The sequence below is a fragment of the Streptomyces pristinaespiralis genome (assembly GCF_001278075.1).
GTDB lineage: Bacteria > Actinomycetota > Actinomycetes > Streptomycetales > Streptomycetaceae > Streptomyces > Streptomyces pristinaespiralis.
In genome coordinates, this window is record NZ_CP011340.1 from 4,520,980 (window position 1) to 4,539,458 (window position 18,479).

11 protein-coding genes and 2 tRNA genes are annotated in these 18,479 nt (G+C 73.1%); 8 read left to right on the forward strand and 5 right to left on the reverse strand.

Features of this window, described 5'->3' with window-relative positions:
* Positions 1-81: 81 nt before the first annotated feature.
* Complete coding sequence (locus SPRI_RS19170) at positions 82-1,728, forward strand: long-chain fatty acid--CoA ligase (RefSeq protein ID WP_005315213.1); 1,647 nt, start codon at positions 82-84, stop codon at positions 1,726-1,728.
* A gap of 150 nt (positions 1,729-1,878) precedes the next feature.
* Here the strand turns inward: SPRI_RS19170 and SPRI_RS19175 are convergent, their stop codons facing one another.
* Both SPRI_RS19175 and SPRI_RS19180 read right to left on the reverse strand, forming a co-directional pair.
* A complete protein-coding gene (locus tag SPRI_RS19175; RefSeq protein WP_053557122.1) occupies positions 1,879-5,916 on the reverse strand; it encodes a PAS domain-containing protein in 4,038 nt (1,345 codons plus the stop codon).
* Between the two features lie 169 nt (positions 5,917-6,085).
* Entirely contained in the window at positions 6,086-6,550 is a 465-nt protein-coding gene (locus SPRI_RS19180) for an SSI family serine proteinase inhibitor (protein WP_005315219.1), read from the reverse strand.
* 201 nt (positions 6,551-6,751) lie between these two features.
* On the opposite strand from SPRI_RS19180, the gene SPRI_RS19185 reads away from it, so the two are divergent.
* The 3 genes from SPRI_RS19185 (at position 6,752) to SPRI_RS19195 (ending at position 8,036) form a co-directional block, all read left to right on the forward strand.
* A tRNA-Ser gene (locus SPRI_RS19185) sits at positions 6,752-6,845 on the forward strand.
* Between the two features lie 184 nt (positions 6,846-7,029).
* Positions 7,030-7,102, forward strand: a tRNA-Arg gene (locus tag SPRI_RS19190).
* 277 nt (positions 7,103-7,379) lie between these two features.
* Positions 7,380-8,036: a hypothetical protein gene (locus SPRI_RS19195; RefSeq protein ID WP_158685174.1), complete on the forward strand. Its 657-nt coding sequence runs from the start codon at positions 7,380-7,382 to the stop codon at positions 8,034-8,036.
* A 130-nt stretch (positions 8,037-8,166) separates the two neighbouring features.
* Here SPRI_RS19195 and SPRI_RS19200 read toward each other — a convergent pair whose 3' ends face one another.
* Positions 8,167-8,493 carry a hypothetical protein gene (locus SPRI_RS19200; RefSeq protein ID WP_005315222.1) on the reverse strand — a complete coding sequence of 109 codons (327 nt, stop codon included), beginning with the start codon at positions 8,491-8,493 and terminating at the stop codon, positions 8,167-8,169.
* A gap of 287 nt (positions 8,494-8,780) precedes the next feature.
* Between SPRI_RS19200 and SPRI_RS19205 the strand changes: the two genes are divergently transcribed.
* Positions 8,781-9,647 (forward strand): DUF2797 domain-containing protein, encoded by an 867-nt coding sequence (locus tag SPRI_RS19205; protein WP_005315226.1) that lies wholly within the window; start codon positions 8,781-8,783, stop codon positions 9,645-9,647.
* A 175-nt stretch (positions 9,648-9,822) separates the two neighbouring features.
* Complete coding sequence (locus SPRI_RS19210; RefSeq protein ID WP_005315229.1) at positions 9,823-10,713, forward strand: amidohydrolase family protein; 891 nt, start codon at positions 9,823-9,825, stop codon at positions 10,711-10,713.
* 75 nt (positions 10,714-10,788) lie between these two features.
* Here the strand turns inward: SPRI_RS19210 and SPRI_RS19215 are convergent, their stop codons facing one another.
* Both SPRI_RS19215 and SPRI_RS19220 read right to left on the reverse strand, forming a co-directional pair.
* On the reverse strand, positions 10,789-12,534 hold the full coding sequence (locus SPRI_RS19215; RefSeq protein WP_005315234.1) for a S8 family peptidase: 1,746 nt from the start codon (positions 12,532-12,534) through the stop codon (positions 10,789-10,791).
* Between the two features lie 485 nt (positions 12,535-13,019).
* Complete coding sequence (locus SPRI_RS19220) at positions 13,020-15,848, reverse strand: helix-turn-helix transcriptional regulator (protein ID WP_238996231.1); 2,829 nt, start codon at positions 15,846-15,848, stop codon at positions 13,020-13,022.
* Between the two features lie 135 nt (positions 15,849-15,983).
* On the opposite strand from SPRI_RS19220, the gene SPRI_RS19225 reads away from it, so the two are divergent.
* On the forward strand, positions 15,984-16,721 hold the full coding sequence (locus tag SPRI_RS19225) for a response regulator transcription factor (RefSeq protein ID WP_037776575.1): 738 nt from the start codon (positions 15,984-15,986) through the stop codon (positions 16,719-16,721).
* A complete protein-coding gene (locus SPRI_RS19230; RefSeq protein ID WP_238996232.1) occupies positions 16,714-18,459 on the forward strand; it encodes a sensor histidine kinase in 1,746 nt (581 codons plus the stop codon). Before SPRI_RS19225 ends, SPRI_RS19230 begins: the two co-directional genes overlap by 8 nt.
* Positions 18,460-18,479 lie beyond the last annotated feature (20 nt).

Sequence of the window (18,479 nt, forward strand, 5' to 3'; positions counted from 1 at the left end):
AGTGACATACCGCGTGGTATGTGCGCAGAATCTTCCCACCTTTTCTGCCACGTAGCGCAACGCGCCCACCGGGAGGACGCCGTGCTGAGCACCATGCAGGACGTACCGCTGACTGTGACCCGCATCCTCCAGCATGGGATGACGATCCACGGCAAGTCGCAGATCACCACCTGGACCGGCGAGGCCGAGCCGCAGCGGCGCAGTTTCGCGGAGGCGGGCCGGCGTGCCACCCAGCTGGCCAACGCCCTGCGCGACGAGCTCGGCATCAACGGTGACGAGAGAGTCGCCACCCTCATGTGGAACAACGCCGAGCATGTGGAGGCGTACTTCGCGATCCCCTCCATGGGCGCCGTGCTCCACACGCTCAACCTGCGGCTGCCCGCCGAGCAGCTGGTCTGGATCGTCAACCACGCCGCGGACCGTGCCGTGATCGTCAACGGCTCGCTCCTGCCGCTTCTGGCGCCGCTGCTGCCGCATCTGCCGACGATCGAGCACATCGTCGTCTCCGGCCCGGGCGACCGCTCCCTCCTCGCCGACACGGAGGCGCAGGTCCACGAGTACGAGGAGCTGATCGCCGGCCGCCCGACCACGTACGACTGGCCGGAGCTGGACGAGCGCGCCGCCGCGGCCATGTGCTACACCTCCGGCACGACGGGCGACCCCAAGGGCGTCGTCTACTCCCACCGCTCGATCTACCTGCACTCCATGCAGGTCAACATGGCCGAGTCGATGGGCCTGACCGACAAGGACACCACCCTGGTGGTCGTCCCCCAGTTCCATGTGAACGCCTGGGGCCTGCCGCACGCCACGTTCATGACCGGCATCAACATGCTGATGCCGGACCGTTTCCTCCAGCCCGCTCCGCTCGCCGAGATGATCGAGCGCGAGAAGCCCCAGCACGCCGCTGCGGTCCCGACGATCTGGCAGGGCCTGCTCGCGGAGGTGACCGCGAACCCCCGCGACCTGAGCTCCATGACCCAGGTGACCATCGGCGGTGCCGCCTGCCCGCCCTCCCTCATGGAGGCGTACGACAAGCTCGGCGTGCGGCTGTGTCAGGCGTGGGGCATGACCGAGACCTCCCCGCTCGGCACCATGGCCCACCCTCCGGCCGGTCTGACCGCCGAGGAGGAGTGGCCGTACCGGATCACGCAGGGCCGCTTCCCGGCCGGAGTCGAAGGGCGGCTGGTCGGCCCCGGCGGCGACATCCTGCCGTGGGACGGTGAGTCGGCCGGTGAGCTGGAGGTGCGCGGCGCCTGGATCGCCGGTGCGTACTACGGCGGTGCGGGCGGTGAGGACTTCCGGCCCGAGGACAAGTTCAGCGAGGACGGCTGGCTGAAGACCGGCGACGTCGGCGTGATCAGCTCCGACGGCTTCCTGACCCTGACCGACCGGGCGAAGGACGTCATCAAGTCGGGCGGCGAGTGGATCTCCAGCGTCGAGCTCGAGAACGCCCTCATGGCACACCCCGAGGTTGCCGAGGCGGCGGTCGTCGCCGTCCCCGACGACAAGTGGGGCGAGCGGCCGCTGGCGACCGTGGTGCTGAAGGAAGGGTCGACCGCGGACTACGAGAGCCTCAAGACGTTCCTCGCCGGGAAGATCGCCAAGTGGCAGCTCCCGGAGCGCTGGGCGGTGGTCCCGGCGGTGCCGAAGACCAGCGTGGGCAAGTTCGACAAGAAGGTCATCCGCCGGCAGTTCGCGGACGGCGAGCTCGACGTCACGGAGCTGTAGGGCACCGGTCGCAGAGCCCGGAGCCGTAGGAGAGCGCGCTCCGGGGGCGCGGCAGTCACGGCACGGACCCCTGGCCGCTCCGGCGGCACGGGTACCAGCGGAGCAGAAAGGGCCGGCGGTCGACACCGCCGGCCCCTTCGCGTCAGCGCGTCAGTTGGTGCCGATCTTCGCGAGCAGGTCCACGATGCGCGCCTGGACCTCGCTGCTCGTCGAGCGTTCCGCGAGGAAGAGCACCGTCTCCCCCGAGGACAGCCGCGGCAGCTCCGCCGGGTCGAGGCCGGCCGAGGTGTAGACGACGAGCGGAGTGCGGTTCAACTGGCCGTTCGCGCGCAGCCAGTCGATGATCCCGGCACGCCGGCGGCGCACCTGCATCAGGTCCATCACGACCAGGTTCGGCCGCATCTGGGAGGCGAGGGTGACGGCGTCCGCATCGGCGCCGGCGCGCGCGACCTGCATGCCGCGCCGCTCCAGCGTGGACGTCAGCGCGAGGGCGATCTCCTCGTGCTCCTCGATCAGCAGCACCCGCGACGGGTGCTGCTCGCTGTCCCTGGGCGCCAGGGCCTTGAGCAGTACGGCGGGGTCGGCGCCGTACGCGGCCTCCCGCGTCGCCTGCCCGAGACCGGCCGTCACCAGCACCGGGACCTCGGCGGCCACCGCGGCCTGGCGCAGCGACTGCAGGGCGGTCCGGGTGATCGGCCCGGTGAGCGGGTCCACGAACAGGGCGGCCGGGAACGCCGCGATCTGCGCGTCGACCTCCTCGCGGGAGTGCACGACGACGGGCCGGTAACCACGGTCGCTCAGCGCCTGCTGGGTCGAGACGTCGGGCGCGGGCCACACCAGCAGCCGACGCGGGTTGTCCAGCGGCTCCGGGGGCAGTTCGTCGTCGACGGGCTGCGGCTGCGGCTGGTTGGCGACCTCGACCGCACCTCCGGGCCCGTCCAGCGGCTCGGGCCCCTCCGCGCCTTCGTCGGGTGCCCCTATCGCGTAGGACCGCCCCTCGGAGCGGCTGTCCGCGCGGTCGGCGGGGAGCCGGGGTCCGCTCTGCGGTCCGGCGGGCGGAACGGGCGCGGGCACCGGTGCCGCGGCGGGCTGCGGGTGGGGCCTGGCGGTGAGTTCGGCCTGCTCGCTGTCCGGACGGGTGCCCAGTTTCCTGCGGCGGCCGGATCCGAGCGTCTGGTTCTGCTGCTGGGTGAGGTGCTGGGCGAACGGCACGCCCTGGCCGAGGGTGCGCACGCTGAACGCACGCCCCTGCGTCGAGTCGGCCGGTACCGGCTGCTCCTCCGGGAGGGGCTGGGCGACCCGCGCGGGCGCCGGCCGGGGTGTCCGGGCAGGTGGCAGCGCTCCGGCCTGCTGGGCGGCGTTCCCGTCCTGGTCCTGCTGCCCCGCGTCCTCCGGCGGCTGAACGACGGCAGGCGGCAGGGGCAGTGATACGGAACCGGTGTCGGACGTCTGCGCGGGCGTGGCGAAGCCCTGGCCGGCCACCGGGTGCCCGGCTGCGGCGGGCGGTCCGGCGACGGCGGAGACGCCGTCCGTACCGGCACCGGCCGTACCGCTGCCGTCCGTGTCGGCGCCGGAAGGACCGGCCTCGGAAGGACTGTGGGCGGGACCGCCGGGGAGAGCGGCTTCCTGCCCCCACGCGGCCCGACCGGCCGCCGTGGGCCCTCCCGGAGCTCCGGGAACCTGGGCCTGCGGCGGCGGGGTCGGCTGCCCCTCGTTACGGGCCCGCCTGCGCCCGGTCGGTGCCGGATGCTGCTGCGGAGGCGTGTGCTGCGTGGTGTCCGGAGCCGACGCGACAGCGTCGTGCCGTTCCGCCGCGGGGCCCTCGGGCCTGACCGCTCCCGCGGGGAGCCGGTCCGCCTCCGCCGGCGGCAGTGCGAACGCGCTCCGCGGTGCCGCGCTCTCGGCGTCGGCCGGTGCCGCCGCCAGCGCCCGCCTGGCTCGCCGGCCGCCGGGCTGCGGCGCCTGCCGGGTCTGCTCGGGGCCCGCCGGTGAGGGCAGGCCGCTCTCGACGGCCCTCCGCGCGCGCCGCCCGGAAGGCGCCGCCTGCATGCCGTGCGCGTCGACCGGTACGCCCTGCGGCGGCACGGTCTCCCCGAGCGCCGCGCGTCCGCCCGCGCCCTCCGCGGCGGTCACCACGGAGCCTTCCGCGGGCTGCACGGCCACGGCCGCGTTCTCGGCGGGGCTGGGGCGTCCACGCCGGCGCCCGGTCCCCCCGCTGCCGCCCTGGCCCTCGGCCGGGCCCTCGATGCTCCTCCGGGCAGGTCCCTCCCCGGTGTCCTGGGCGGGAATGAACTCGGCGTCCGCCTGCGTCGCCCGGCGCCGCCCGGTCGGCTGCGCGGCCACCGGGTCCTCCATGGCCACGGGGCTCTCCAGGAACGCGTCCGTGGAGGCACGCCGGGCCCGTCGGCGTCCGCCGCCGCCGGTCGTCGTGTTCGCCGAAGCCATGACAGGCCCGGACGGCCCGGACTGCTCGGACGGCGACTGCTGCGCCGGCAGCGCGGGCAGCTGACCCGCGGCAGGGGCGGGCGGGACGACCGTCCCCGCGCCCTCGCCGAGCGGCACCTCGAGCACGTACGCGCTGCCGCTCATCCCGGGCACCTCGTGCGTCTGCAGCACACCGCCGTGCGCCCGTACGATCCCGCGGACGATCGGCTCGTGCACCGGGTCTCCCCCGGCGAACGGCCCGCGCACCTCGATCCGGACGACGTCACCGCGCTGGGCGGCCGCGACGACGACCGTCGAGTCCACGTAGCCGCCACCGGGAGCGAGCTTGGCCTTTCCGGTCGAGTCGACACCGGCCACGTCGGCCACCAGGTGCGCGAGCGCCGTGGCCAGCCGTGCCCCGTCGACCTCCGCCTCTATCGGGGGCGCGTGCACCGCGAACTGGGCGCGTCCGGGGCCGATGAGCTCGATCGCGCCCTCGACGCCGGCCGCGACGACCGCGTCGAGCAGGACGTTGGCCTTCGTCAGCTGTTCCGCGCCCGTGTCGAGGCGCTGATAGCCGAGGACGCTGTCGACGAGCGTCGTCATCCGGGCGTAGCCGGCGGCCAGGTGGTGCAGGATCTGGTTCGCCTCCGGCCACAGCTGTCCGGCCGGGTCGGCCGCCAGCGTGCCCAGTTCCGTGCGCAGTTCCTCCAGAGGGCCGCGCAGCGACTCCCCGAGCACCGCGGTCAGCTGCGCGTGCCGGGCGGCCAGCTCCGCGTACCGCTCGGAGCCGGCTTCCAGCTCGGCCGTGTAGCGGTCGGCCTTGTCCGCCAGCTCGGCCTCGTAGTGCTCGATCTTGGCGGCCAGCTCGGTCGCGTGGCGCTCGGAGGCGGCGGCGATCTCCGCCGTGAGCCGCTCCGTCGTCTCCGCCAGTTCGGCGGCGTGCTTCTCTGCCTGCTCCTCGTACGGCCGCCGGTCGGTGAACGTCATCACCGCGCCGACCAGCTGGTCCCCGTCGCGCACCGGCGCCGTCGTCAGGTCGACGGCGACCCTGGAGCCGTTCTTCGCCCACAGCACCTGGCCGCGCACCCGGTGCTTGCGCCCGGACTTGAGGGTGTCGGCGAGCGGCGACTCCTCGTAAGGGAACGGCTCGCCGTCCGCGCGCGAGTGCAGGATCAGCGGATGCAGCTCCTGGCCGCCGAGGTCGCTGGCGCGGAACCCGAGGATCTGGGCGGCGGCCGGGTTGACCAGGACGACCCGTCCGTCGGTGTCGGTGCCCACGACACCCTCGGAGGCCGCCCGGAGGATCATCTCGGTCTGCCGCTGCGAACGCGCCAGCTCCGCCTCGGTGTCCACGGTGCCCGACAGATCGCGGACGACGAGCATCAGCAGCTCGTCGCCGGTGTACGCGTTGTAGGAGTCGTACGCCTCGCGCCCGTCCTCCAGGCTGGCGCTGGTCACCTCTACGGGGAACTCGCCGCCGTCCGTACGCCGCGCGATCATGCGGGTGGGCTTGGTCCGCCCCCGCTGGTCGGCGGAGTCGGGCCGGCGCATCGACCCCGGGATCAGCCGAGAGTCGAACTCGGGCAGCAGATCGAGGAGACCCCGTCCGACCAATGCGGTCCCGGGGGTCTCGAAAAGCTCGAGGGCGATGGTGTTGGCGTTGACGACCGTGCCGTTGGCATTGACGAGAACGAGCCCGTCCGGAAGGGCGTCGAGTATGGCTGCGAGGCGAGCAGCGCCTCGGGATGGCCTGCTGCTCACGACGACGGTTCCTCCCTGACCTACTGCGTATTGCGGACGGCCGGTCCCATACTGCCCCTCGGGCCTCGGCCTGTCACTGAAGGGAGTCTAAGGGCACCGGCCGGGGCTCGGACGGCGGATGAGGGGGAGCTCTCACCAAGGTTGTGTGCACATGGCGTCCGCCGTCGGCCTATGACCTGGTGTTCGGCAGCACGGGCTCGAGTGTCTGCCAGCGTGAGATCTCGCAGCCGTTGCTCCGGTCGAAGGTGGCGTCCACCTGCCGCCCCTGCCAGGTACCGGTGACCCGCGCCGTGGCCGGCCCGCCGAACTGCTGGGTGCACATCTGGTCCTCGGCCACCGGGGCGAACGGGTCCTGCTGCTCCCGCGCGAGCTCCTCGAGGCGGCTGCAGGCCGACTCGGCGGAGGGGTGCGTCCCGCCGGCCGGTCCGCACTCCAGCTCGTACCGGCCGTCCGTCCGGGTGTTCCCGCTCGCCGAGACGATCACTGTCAGCCGGTCGGGCTGCTCGGCGGACGGTCTCTCCAGCAGCGGAAGGGGCAGCGGCGGCGGTGAGAGCACGACCGCCCCGGCGGTGGGAACGGCCGAGGCCAGCGCGGCGACGGACGCGGTTGCGGTGAGGACGAGGCGGCGCAGCATGGGGGCTCCTGAAGATTCACGTGTCCGGAGGGGGCCGCGACCGGCCCCGGCATGTCTAACGCTGCTCACGCCACGGCGTTGCGCAACCGCAAGCGCTTTGCTCTGCGGGCCCAGGGGCTAGTACCGTGGACGGCGATTGGTGACACGCCCTTGGGCTGTGTCATCATCTGCACGCAACACTCGCGCCCGCGCGGGTGTGCTGGAGGCGTCGCCTAGTCCGGTCTATGGCGCCGCACTGCTAATGCGGTTTGGGTCTTAAAGCCCATCGAGGGTTCAAATCCCTCCGCCTCCGCCAGCTGATCACCGAAGCCCCGGCCACACGGCCGGGGCTTCGGTCGTCCCGGAGCCCGTGCGGGTACACCCGTTCAGGTGTTTTCGCAGGTCAGATGGGGTGCGGCTAATGGATTTCGCGTCGCGGCGCAGGTCATGTAATGTTGTTCCCGCAACGCCGACCAGGCAGAAAAGCCCGGGAAGCACAAGCACTCGTAGCTTAACGGATAGAGCATCTGACTACGGATCAGAAGGTTGCAGGTTCGAATCCTGCCGAGTGCACACAGTTGAGAGGCCCCCGGAGAGATCCGGGGGCCTTTTGCGTCGGGGTCGTACCGTCACGGTGATCTGCGCATGCCGCAGGAAGCGCTGTGCCACCTTCGGGTGGACCTCGAGGGCGACCGGCATCGACCGGCACCGCCCGGTTCCCGGCACGCTCACGGGACGACATCGTCCGGCGCGCGGAGCAGATGGTGACGGCCGGAACGCATTTGGTGTGCTCAGCCCCCATGCGCTTGAGTGTCCACGTCAAGTCGGTGATGGATACGAGGGGTTGACGTTGAGTAAGGCAGCACGGGGGATCGTGGCCGGAGCGGTGCTGATGGCAGCACTGACGGCATGTGGTGATTCGGACGACGGTCTGGACGCCTTCCGCGGGGACGGCGACAGGCCCCCGGTCACGCTGACGCCGGACATGGTTCGCACCGCCCTCCCCAGCAAGGCGAGCGCCCCCAAGGGCTTCGAGGGCGACGACATCGAGGTCGAGGTCGGCGACGAGGCCGTCGAGGAGTGCAGCGAATCGACCGAGTCCAACTGCGGTGGGCTGATCAGCATGGGCGCCACCGACTTCGACACGGACGACAGCGGCCGGGGCGACAGCTCCGACTTCGACGGTGAGGTCGCCTTCGGCATCCTGGCCTTCCAGAGCCCGGGCGACGCCCGAGCCACGTACAAGGCGCTGGTCACCGAGGAGCGCAGCAAGGCCGAGGTGGACGGTAAGACGGCGAAGGCGGTGAAGATCGAAGCGGGCGCCGAGGAGACCGAGGCCTTCGAGGACGCCGATGGCGAGACCATGGTCATGATGCGGATCGGCAGCGTCGTCGCCGTGGTGAACGGCGACGGCACCTTCGTGGAGAAGCCGAACTACAACGACCTCGCGAAGCTCCAGATCGACCGGCTGAAGAAGACGGCCCAGGGCATGAACCCCGACGCGTGATCCGCTGAGCCTCCACGGCTCCGTCGCCGGCCGGGCCGCACCCGCGGGGCGGGTCGGGAGACCGCAGCGCCCTGAGGAGAACGCCGGGCGGACGAGAAGCCCCCTGGACATGTCCGGGGGGCTTCTCGCGTCAGCGGGTGCCGTCGACGTCGTCCCCGGCTGCGTCGCCCGTGGGATGACGTCTTGAGGGGAGACCGGCATGACGGATCTTCCCGAGCAGACGCTCGCTGGGCAGGCACAGGACGCGCAGGGCCGAGTTGGTCGCCACGAAGTAGGCGGGTCGGACCCAGCCTTCCTCCTTGCACACCAGACCCCGGGTGCCGGACCGGTAGGCATGGCGGAGGTACTGTCGGCGGAGAGGCCCTCCGGCGAGCAGCAGCACCGGTGATGCGGCCAACGCCAGGGCGGTCACACCGAGGCGAAGGGCGAGGGCCCGGGTCGTGTTCTCCACGCGCATGGGAGAAGTGTGCGGCACGGGCCACGGCAGACCCCGCGGGCACCACTCGCGGGCCGCAGGTGCGGCGCGTCGGGCGTCAGCGGTGCCGATAGGGTCGCCACAGGGCCCTGTACGGACGGCGCACACGCCGGTGGTTTCGAGACGGTCGCAGGCGCACACCCTGCCGAATGCGCAGCAGGCGAGAGGGCCCTTGGAGAGATCCGGGGGCCCTCTCGCGTGCGTGGTGCGAAGCGGTGGCCGTCGCGCAGGGAGGCAGAAGGACCGGCGTTCACCCTGTGGAGGTGGGTATGGGCTGGCGGTGTGCCGGGGTCGGCTGGCCGAGTGGGGCGCGGGTGAGTGTGCTGCGCTGGGAGGGCGGGCGGGTCAGCCCGCTCGCCCTCGGCAAGGGCCTCGGCTTCCGGGCGGAGGGCGCCCGCCGCTGTGTCGGTGCGCGGGGGAACACGTGCCCGATGGGCGCGATGGTGCCCGGCCGGGCGACCCGGGCGCGGTGCCCGGAGTGTGCGCGGCTGGACCGGGCGCACTCGGTGGCCGCTGACGCGGTGCCTGACGATCCCCGTACGTACCGGGTGTACCTGGCCTGGTTCGGGCCGGGCATGACGAAGGTCGGCATCACCGCGGAGGAACGCGGCCCGGCCCGGCTGCTCGAGCAGGGCGCCGTGGTGTTCGCCTGGCTGGGGCGGGGCCCGCTGATGGCGGCGCGGCGCACGGAGGAGTTGTTGCGGGCGGCGCTGGGTGTGCCCGACCGGATCCCGTACGCCCGCAAGCGGGCCGTGCGGGCCGCGTTGCCGGGGCCGGACGAGCGGATCGCGGAGGTGGCCGGACTGCATCGGCGCGCGCTGGCGCTGTCGGGGTGGGCGGAGTCCCTGGAGCCGATCGCGTTCGAGGCGGTGGACCACGTCGGGGTGTTCGGGCTCGACGGGCTGCCGGCCGCCGACGCGGTGGTGCGCGAGCTGGTGGACGGCGGGGCGGTCGCGGGCCGGCTGCTGGCCGTGGCCGGGCCGGATCTGCATCTGCGGACGGCGAGGGACGGGATCGTCGTGGTCGACACCCGGCTGATGACCGGGTGGGACCTGGTCGGCGCCGGGGAGGGCGAGGCGCTGAGCGTGCCCACGGCCGGTGTGCGGGAGGACGGCGTGCAGGGCGGCCTGTTCTGACCTCCTCCCGGAACGGGACCGCCGTACCCCTTGACCGGGACCGCCGTTCCCCGGATCGGGAGTGCCGCTCCAGGAACGGGTCCGCCGCCGTCCGCGTCCGCGGGTCCGGCGCTCGACCGATCTCGTCGGTGATCGATCTGGACGCCGGACCGACCGGGGACGGAAGGTGGCTGTCATGAGCAACGGATCCGCGCAGGACGCGGCGGCTGAGGTACGGCGGTTCTGGCAGCGGCTGGGCCTGCCGGGGCTCGTGGACGTGCACACGCATTTCATGCCGGAGCGCGTACTGCGGAAGGTGTGGGCCTACTTCGACGCCGTCGGCCCGATGACCGGTATGGAGTGGCCGATCACCTACCGGCACGAGGAGGAGGAACGGGTCGCGCTGCTGCGGGATTTCGGCGTGCGGGCCTTCACCTCGATGCTCTACCCGCACAAGCCCGGGATGGCGGCCTGGCTCAACGGCTGGGCGGCCGACTTCGCGGCGAGGACGCCGGACTGCGTGCACACGGCGACGCTCTTTCCCGAGGAGGGCGTGGACCGTTATGTACGGGAGGCGGTCGAGGGCGGGGCGCGGATCTTCAAGTCCCATCTGCAGGTGGGGGCGTACGACCCGGGCGACCCGCTGCTGGACCCGGTCTGGGGGCTGCTCGCCGAGGCGCGGGTGCCGGTGGTGATGCACTGCGGTTCGGGTCCCGCCCCCGGCAAGCACACCGGGCCGGAGCCGGTCGGGCGGTTGCTGGCGCGCCATCCCCGGCTGCGGCTGGTGGTGGCGCACATGGGCATGCCCGAGTACGGCGACTTCCTGGACCTGGCCGGGCGTTACGCGGAGGTCCGGCTGGACACGACGATGGCGTTCACGGACTTCAGCGAGGCCTTCGCGCCGTTCCCGGTGGGGGAGCGGTCGCGCCTGGCCGACCTGGGGGACCGGATCGTGCTGGGCACGGACTTCCCGAACATCCCGTACCCGTACGCGCATCAGCTGCGGGTGCTGGAGCGGCTCGGGCTCGGCGACGACTGGCTGCGGGCCGTCTGCCACGACAACGGGGCGCGGCTGCTGGGCGCCTAGAACATGGTGCAGGGGCCTGCCGATGCCCTCCTCGACATCGGCAGGCCCCTGAGTCGGCCTGGAGGTGTGGACCTGTCAGAAGGTCAGGCTCCAGGAGTCGATGTAGCCGGTGTCACCGCTGTACATGTCGGTGACGCGCAGCTTCCAGGTGCCGCTCGCGGCGACACCGGAGGCGTCGACCGTGTAGGTGGTGATGACGTTGTCCGCGCTGTCGCTGGAGGTGTTCTGCAGCACCGCGGACGCACCGCTCGGGGCGACGATCTCGATCTTGAGGTCACCGCGGTAGGTGTGCTTGATGTCCACGGCGATCTGGAGGTCGGCCGGAGCGTTGCCGCTGATGCCCGTCACCGCGAGGGACGACGTGACCGGGGTCTTGGTGTCCGGGATGTTCACGTTGTTGGCGTTGGTGAACACGCTGCCGGTGGGCGGCTGCGGGTCGGTGCCGCCGGACGCGCCGAGGGTGCGGGCGGCGTCGGCGAGGCCCGCGCCGCAGCCGCCGGAGCAGGTGCCGGGCAGCGTACGGGCGTTGCTCCTGATCGAGCTCTCGACCTGGGCCGGCGTGACGGACGGGTTGGCCTGGTACATCAGCGCGGCGAGGCCGGCGATGTGCGGGGCGGCCATGCTGGTGCCCTGGTACGCCTTGTAGTTCTCGGTGCTCGGGCTGCGGGTGCCGCTGTTCAGCGTGGACCAGATGCCGTTGGCGGAGCTCACCGCGGTCTCGCCGCCGGGGGCGGTGATGTCGACGATGGTGCCGTAGTTCGAGTAGGAGGCGCGGTTGCCCTCACGGTCGGACGCGGCGACGGTGATGACGTTGCTGCAGTTCGCCGGGTTGAAGTTGGCCGCGTTGGCGTTGCTGTTGCCGGCCGCCACGACGACGGTGGTGCCGCGGTTCACGGCGGCGTTGATGGCGCTCTGGGTGCCGGAGTCGCAGGCCCCGCTGCCGCCGAGGCTCATGTTGATGACGTCGGCGGGGTTCGGGTTGTTCGGCACGCCCGAGACGGTGCCGCCGGAGGCCCAGGTGATGGAGTCCATGATGTCGGCCGTCGTGCCGCCGCACTTGCCGAGCACGCGGACCGGCTGGATGGTCGCGTTGTACGCGATGCCGGCGATGCCCTTGCTGTTGTTCGTGGTGGCGGCGATGGTGCCCGCCACGTGGGTGCCGTGCCAGGAGCTGGTGGTGTCGCGCTCGGGGTAGTTGTTGCCGCACTCGCCCTGCAGCATCCAGTCGCCCGGGTCGGCGGCGTTGCTGTCGCGGCCGCCGCCGTCGTTCGCCATGAACGGGTCGGAGATGAAGTCGTAGCCCGCGATCACGTTGCCGGCGAGATCGGAGTGGGCGACGTAGCCGGTGTCGATGACGGCGACCTTGACGCCCTCGCCCGTGGCCTTGTCCCAGGCACCGGGGACGTTCATGCCGGCGGCCGACTCGAACAGGTCCCACTGGCGCTGGTACTCGGTGTCGTTCGGGTTCACGGCCGCGGCGTACACCCGGCGGTCGGGGACGACGTAGGCGACGTCCGGGTCGGCGCGGAAGGCGGCCATCACATCGTCGGCGTCCTTCTTGCCGAGCTCTCCGCCGAGGTCGACCAGGGCGGCTCCGGTGCCGAGGCGGCGGTCGAAGTCGAGGGACTCGCCGGCCTTCTTGCCCTTGGCCTCGGCGTCCTTGGCGGCCGCGGAGTCGGAGTTGGCCTCTGTCGTCATCGACTTGTAGCCGACGATGAGGCGCTCGACGGGGGCCTGGCCGGCCGGGGCCGAGGGTGCCGGGGCGGCGTCCGGGGCAGCGGTGGGCGCGGCGACCGAGGTGGCCGTGCCGACGCAGAGCATCGCGGTGGCGGTTGCCGCGAGGAGGGACGTGCGTATGAGTCTTGGACCGTTCAAGGCGTTGCCTTTCGAGGGTTCGACCCGGCAGCACGAACCAGGGCATACCTGGTTCAGTGCATGACAATCCGGGGTGTTCCTGTGGCCGCTGACAGGGTGCAGGGGGTTGTGAGGGGGCGGCCGTCCGAGCGGGCAGCGAAGGGAGCCCCGTCGTCGAGCGCAGGTGGATCGGGGTGCGCGCTCGTGTCCGGATGCCGGGGACGCACGGTGCGGGGGCCGTCGGCTGGGTGGGCCGAGAACACCCGTACACGGCCCCCTTCAGCCGCTCGTGTCACCGGACGGTCGGACGCGCTGACAGCTCCCCCGCTGTGGATGCGCGTTCGACCGACCGATGGGCATGGAACCTACGGCCGGAAATGCACACTCGCCTATCCGGGGGGGTGCCGCTACGGATACCTGATTAACCCCTGGTCGTCAGCACAACGGTCCGATTAGTCACTGTTTACGGGGGCGTTCGAAGTCTCCGGCAGCACGGCCGTGTCGATGATCCTGGCGAGATGTTGCCGCGACGCGGTGCCGAGTTTGCGCATCGCCCGTGCGACGTGCTGCTCCACCGTGCGCGGGGACAGATGCAGCGTCGTCGCGATCTCCCGGTTCGTCAGCCCGGTCCCCGCGAGCTCGGCGACCTCGCGCTCACGCGGCGAGAGACGGTCGCCGTACGAGGGCCGGCCAGGCGGGCGCGTCTCCTTGGCGGGCTGGTACGAACGGAGCAGGGCCCGGGCGCGAGCGGCGTCCCACACGGCACCGAGGTCGGTGAACTGCCGTGTGCAGGAGGTCAGGTCCGCGACGGCCTGTTCGTGGCGCGCCTTTTGTGCGGCGCCCCGGGCGTCCGTCTCGCTCACGTGCCACGCGTCCACCGCGTCGTCGGCTTCCGGTGGGCCGTCGGCCGCCCGCGCAGCCGTCCGGGTCGGTCCGGCGCCCGCCGCCAGGGCGCAGCGGCCCGCAGCCTCCGTGGTCAGCGCCTGGGCGTACGGGCTGGGCACCGACGCGTACGCGGCGGCCGCCGCCCGGTAGAACGGGACGGCGTCGGCCAACCGGCCCTCGGCCTCGGCCAGCGCGGCGAGGCTCCAGCTGCCCGCGGCCTCGGCCCCGGGGGCGTCACGGCCTTCGAGCCCCGCGGTGTATTCGGCGATCACCTCCCGTGCCGCTTCCGGGTCGCCCGATCGGGCGAGTGCCTCGACGGCCCAGGGCGCCAGGTCCGCCGCCCACACCCAGATTCCCTTGCGGCGGGCCCTCGCCCACGCCTCACGCGCCTCCCGCGCCGCGGCGGGCAGCTCCTGGCGGGCCAGGGCGAGCCGGATCAGGGCTCCCGAGGTGGCGGCGGCGAGCGGCGGCGCGGCCTCGTCCCGTGGCGCGGCGTTCACACCGGACAGCCACGACAGCGCCGCGTCCCACTCGCCCTGGGCCAGCGCGAGGAGCCCGCGCACCAGGCGGGCGTCCGCGCTGATCACCGGCATCGCGGCCGTGGAGGCGACGAAGCTCTCGCACCTGTCGGCCAGTCCGGCCCAGCGTCCGGTGACCCACTCGAGCCGCAGCCGGGTCCCGAGCGCCGTGTGCTCGGTGTAGGGCGCGCCGCTCTTGCCGGCCAGTTCGAAGCCCTCGGTGAGCAGGTCCTGCGCCCGCCCCGGGTGGCCGAGCCACAGAGCGGCGTCGGCGGCGTTGCACAGACCGCGGGCCGCGTGCAGCCGCGACCTTGGGTCGGGGCTGTCCGTGGGCAGCTCCGTGACGAGATCCCAGGCCTGCGGGTCGCCGCAACTCATGGCCAGACCGACGCGGTTGGCGGCGACGGCCGAGCGGGCGGCTTCGTCGCCACTGTCCTCCGCGGTCCTGGCCGCGTCCTCCAGCCACCCCTGGTGGACCTCGAGCGAGGAACCGGGCCAGTGGGGCATGACCAGCGCGGACATCGCACGCGCCGACAGGTCGGGCCGGGCCTCGCGCAGTTCGGCGGCGGCCCGCTCCAGTTCGTGCCAGCCCTTGTCACTCATGCCGACCTGGTTGCACAGCAGCAGCCCCAGGTCGAGCCGGAGTTCGCCCCGCACGGCCGCGGGGAGGGCGGCGTCCTCGACGATCTGGGTCAGCACCTGGACGGTCTGGTCGGAGCGCAGTCCGACGACCGCGCTGCGGGCCAGGATCGGGGCCAGCCGGGCACGGGTCTGCGGCGGTACGGCCGGGTCGGCGAGGGTCTGCTCGAGCAGGCCGATGGCCTCCTGGTGCCGCTCCGACTCCGCCGCCTCCCGCGCGGCCTGTTCGACGGCGCGCAGCCAGCCGCGTATCCGGCCGCCGGCTCTGTGGTGCCCGGCCAGTGCCGCCCAGGGCACGGGCTGCCGGTGCGCCAGCACGTCGGCCGCCCGCCCGTGCAGTTCCTGCCGTACGGGCCCCGGCACGGAACCGTGCACCGCGACGGCCGCCAGAGGAACGGGCAGTCCGTAGCGGCCCTCTCCCGACTCCGTCAGCGCCGCGCCGGCGAGTGCGGTGAGCAGCGCCTCCCTGCCGAGGGCCCGGCCCAGTCCCGACACGGCGACGAGTTCGTCGCGGCCCACCGGCTCGCCCAATGCGGCGGCGGCCCAGACGATCGGCCGGTGCTCCGGCGGCAGGGCGGCCGTCCGGCCGAGACTCAGCTCGGCCAGCCGCACGGGCACGCCCGCGGCGTCCACGTCGGCGGCCGTGCACCGCTGCCGGGTGCTGTCGCGCAGTACCGCGAGCAGGTCGACGACGACCTGCGCGACGCCGCCGGAGCGCTCGTGCAGCCGAGCCACCGCCTCCGCCGTACAGCGCTCGCCGAGGGCGGCCGCCGCGGCCTGCCTGACCTCTGCCTGCGTCCACGGCCGTATCCGGTGCCGCAGGACGGTCAGGCCGGGCGGGTAGCGGGGCGGCGGGGCCCCCAGCGGAAGGCCGGGTACGGCCAGTTCCTCGGGCCGGTAGGCGACCACTGCGGCCAGTCCCGGCCACGGCTGCTCCAGGATCCGGTGGAGCCGGCGCAGCTGATCGTCGTCCGCGCGGTGCACGTCGTCGACGATCAGCAGAACGGGCCGGTCGCGCACCTGCTGCTCCGCCGTCTCCGGCACGGTCCCCGAGTCGCCGCACGTCCACCGCAGGCAGGTCGCTTCGGTGCCCTCGGTGAGTGCGGCCAGTTCGTCGGCGAGGCGGCTCTTGCCCGTACCGGCGGTGCCCTCCACCAGCACGAGGACGGGCGCGGCGCCGTTCCCGGCGAGTGTCCGCCGCAGCCGTAGCCGCCAGAAGGATTCGTGTGCCGTGCCCACGCCGACCGCCTTCAGACTTCCGGTTCCGCTCCCTGTACGACCCCCGGATGTTTCCGTTGACTCAGCCGCACCTTCTCAGGGAATTCACAGGTTCGGGAAAGAAGCCTCTCAGGGCAATGTCACAGCCTGATGAACATGACCACGACCTCGCCCCAGGGGCGCACCGAAATGCTCAGGCCGGACGGCAGCCCCGTGCGGGTGCTCGTCGTGGACGACGAGGCGCCGCTGAGCGAGTTGCTGTCGATGGCCCTGCGGTACGAGGGCTGGGAGGTGCGCAGCGCCGGCGACGGCGCGGGTGCGGTGCGTACGGTGAGGGAGTTCAGGCCGGACGCCGTGGTGCTCGACATCATGCTGCCGGACATGGACGGGCTCGCCGTCCTCGGGCGGCTGCGGCGTGAGGCGCCGGACGTGCCCGTCCTGTTCCTGACGGCACGGGACGCCGTCGAGGACCGGATCGCGGGCCTCACGGCCGGCGGTGACGACTACGTGACCAAGCCGTTCTCGCTGGAGGAGGTCGTGGCACGGCTGCGCGGCCTGATCCGGCGGTCCGGCACGGCGGCGGTGCGCAGCGAGTCGCTGCTCGCGGTGGGGGACCTGACGCTCGACGAGGACAGCCACGAGGTCACACGCGGCGGGCAGTCGATCCACCTGACCGCGACGGAGTTCGAGCTCCTGCGCTATCTGATGCGCAATCCGCGCCGAGTGCTCAGCAAGGCCCAGATCCTGGACCGGGTGTGGAGCTACGACTTCGGGGGCCAGGCCAACGTCGTCGAGCTCTACATCTCCTATCTGCGGCGGAAGATCGACGCGGGCCGTCCGCCGATGATCCACACGCGGCGCGGTGCGGGATATCTGATCAAGCCCGGTGAGTGAGGTGACCTCGCGGCGGCCGTGGTCGCTGCGGGCACGCCTGGTGGTCTCGGCGGTGCTGCTGATCGCCGTGGTGGGCGCGGTGATCGGCACGGTCACGACGATCGCCTTCCGCACCTATCTGTACGGACAGCTGGACACCCGGCTGACGGCGGTGGCGATGCGCGCCTCGGGGCCGCCCGCGGTGGACGCGACGCGGCCGCCGGACATGCCGCGCATGGGGCCGCTGGACTTCGTGACCGGGGGCGGCACACCCGTCGGGACGGTGGGCGCGGTCGTCGAGGACGACGGCGCCGTGGTCCGGGCCGTGGCGAGCACCCAGCTGGAGCCGTCGGGTCCGGAACCGACAGAGAGCGTGCTCGACGCGGCGCAGACGAAGGCACTGGCCGCCGTGGTGCGCGACGAGAAGCCGCACACCGTGGACCTGCCGGGGATGGGCGGGTACCGGGTGACCTACGCGAGCGGTGTACGTGGCGCCTTCCTCGTCGGCGTCCCGACCAAGGACGTGCGGAACGCGCTCGGGGCGCTCGTGCTGGTCGAGGTGTGCGTCACCGGTGCAGGGCTGGTCGCCGCCGGGATCGCGGGCGCCGGCATGGTGGGAGTGGCCCTGCGCCCGCTGCGGCGGGTGGCCGCGACCGCGACGCGGGTGTCCGAACTGCCGTTGCACAGCGGCGAGGTGTCCCTGCTCGAGCGGGTGCCGGAGGCGCTGGCGGATCCGCGGACCGAGGTCGGACAAGTGGGGGCGGCGGTGAACCGCATGCTCGGCCACGTCGGTTCGGCGCTGGCGGCACGGCAGCAGAGCGAGACACGGGTACGGCAGTTCGTCGCGGACGCCGGCCACGAGCTGCGCACGCCGCTCGCGTCCATCCGCGGGTACGCCGAACTGACGCGGCGGGGCCGGGAGAAGGAAGCGGCGGGTCCGGACACCCGGCACGCGCTCGGCCGTATCGAGGCGGAGGCGACGCGTATGACGGGACTGGTGGAGGATCTGCTGCTGCTGGCCAGACTCGATGCCGGACGGCCGCTCTGTGTCGAGAGCACCGATCTCTCACCGCTGGTCGTGGACGCGGTCGCGGACGCCAGGGCGGCGGGACCGGGCCATGCGTGGCGGCTGGAGCTGCCGTCCCGGCCGGCGGCGATCCGGGGCGACGCGCCCCGGATCCAGCAGGTCCTCGTCAACCTGCTCGCCAACGCCCGCACCCACACCCCGCCGGGCACCACCGTCACGGCGCGCGTGCGCCTCACCGGGCCGGCCGCCGCCCCGGCGCGCGACCGCGCGCCTGTCTCCGCCGCTCCCCCGGTTTCCGGCCCGGCACCGGCGTCCGCCGCTCCCCCGGCGCACGGCCCGGTCCCGGCGTCCGTCGCTCCCCCGGCGCACGGCCCGGTCCCGGCCGTTGTGCTCGAGGTCGAGGACGACGGGCCGGGCATCCCGGAGGGCCTGCTGCCGCACATCTTCGAGCGCTTCGCCCGTGGCGACGCCTCCCGGTCGCGCCAGGCCGGCAGCACCGGCCTCGGGCTCGCCATCGTGCACGCCGTCGTGGCCGCCCACGACGGCGCCGTGACGGTGCGCTCGGCCCCCGGCCGCACGGTGTTCGCCGTCACGCTGCCCGCCGCACCTGCCGCGCCCGCACCTGCAGCGCCCGGTCCTGCCGTCGGCCCCGCCGCACCGGGCGCGCCGAACTCGCACCCCGCCCTGCCGCCGGCCCCGCCGGCACCGGCTCACAGACGGACCACAGGCTGAGCACACGGCCGTGACAGCGG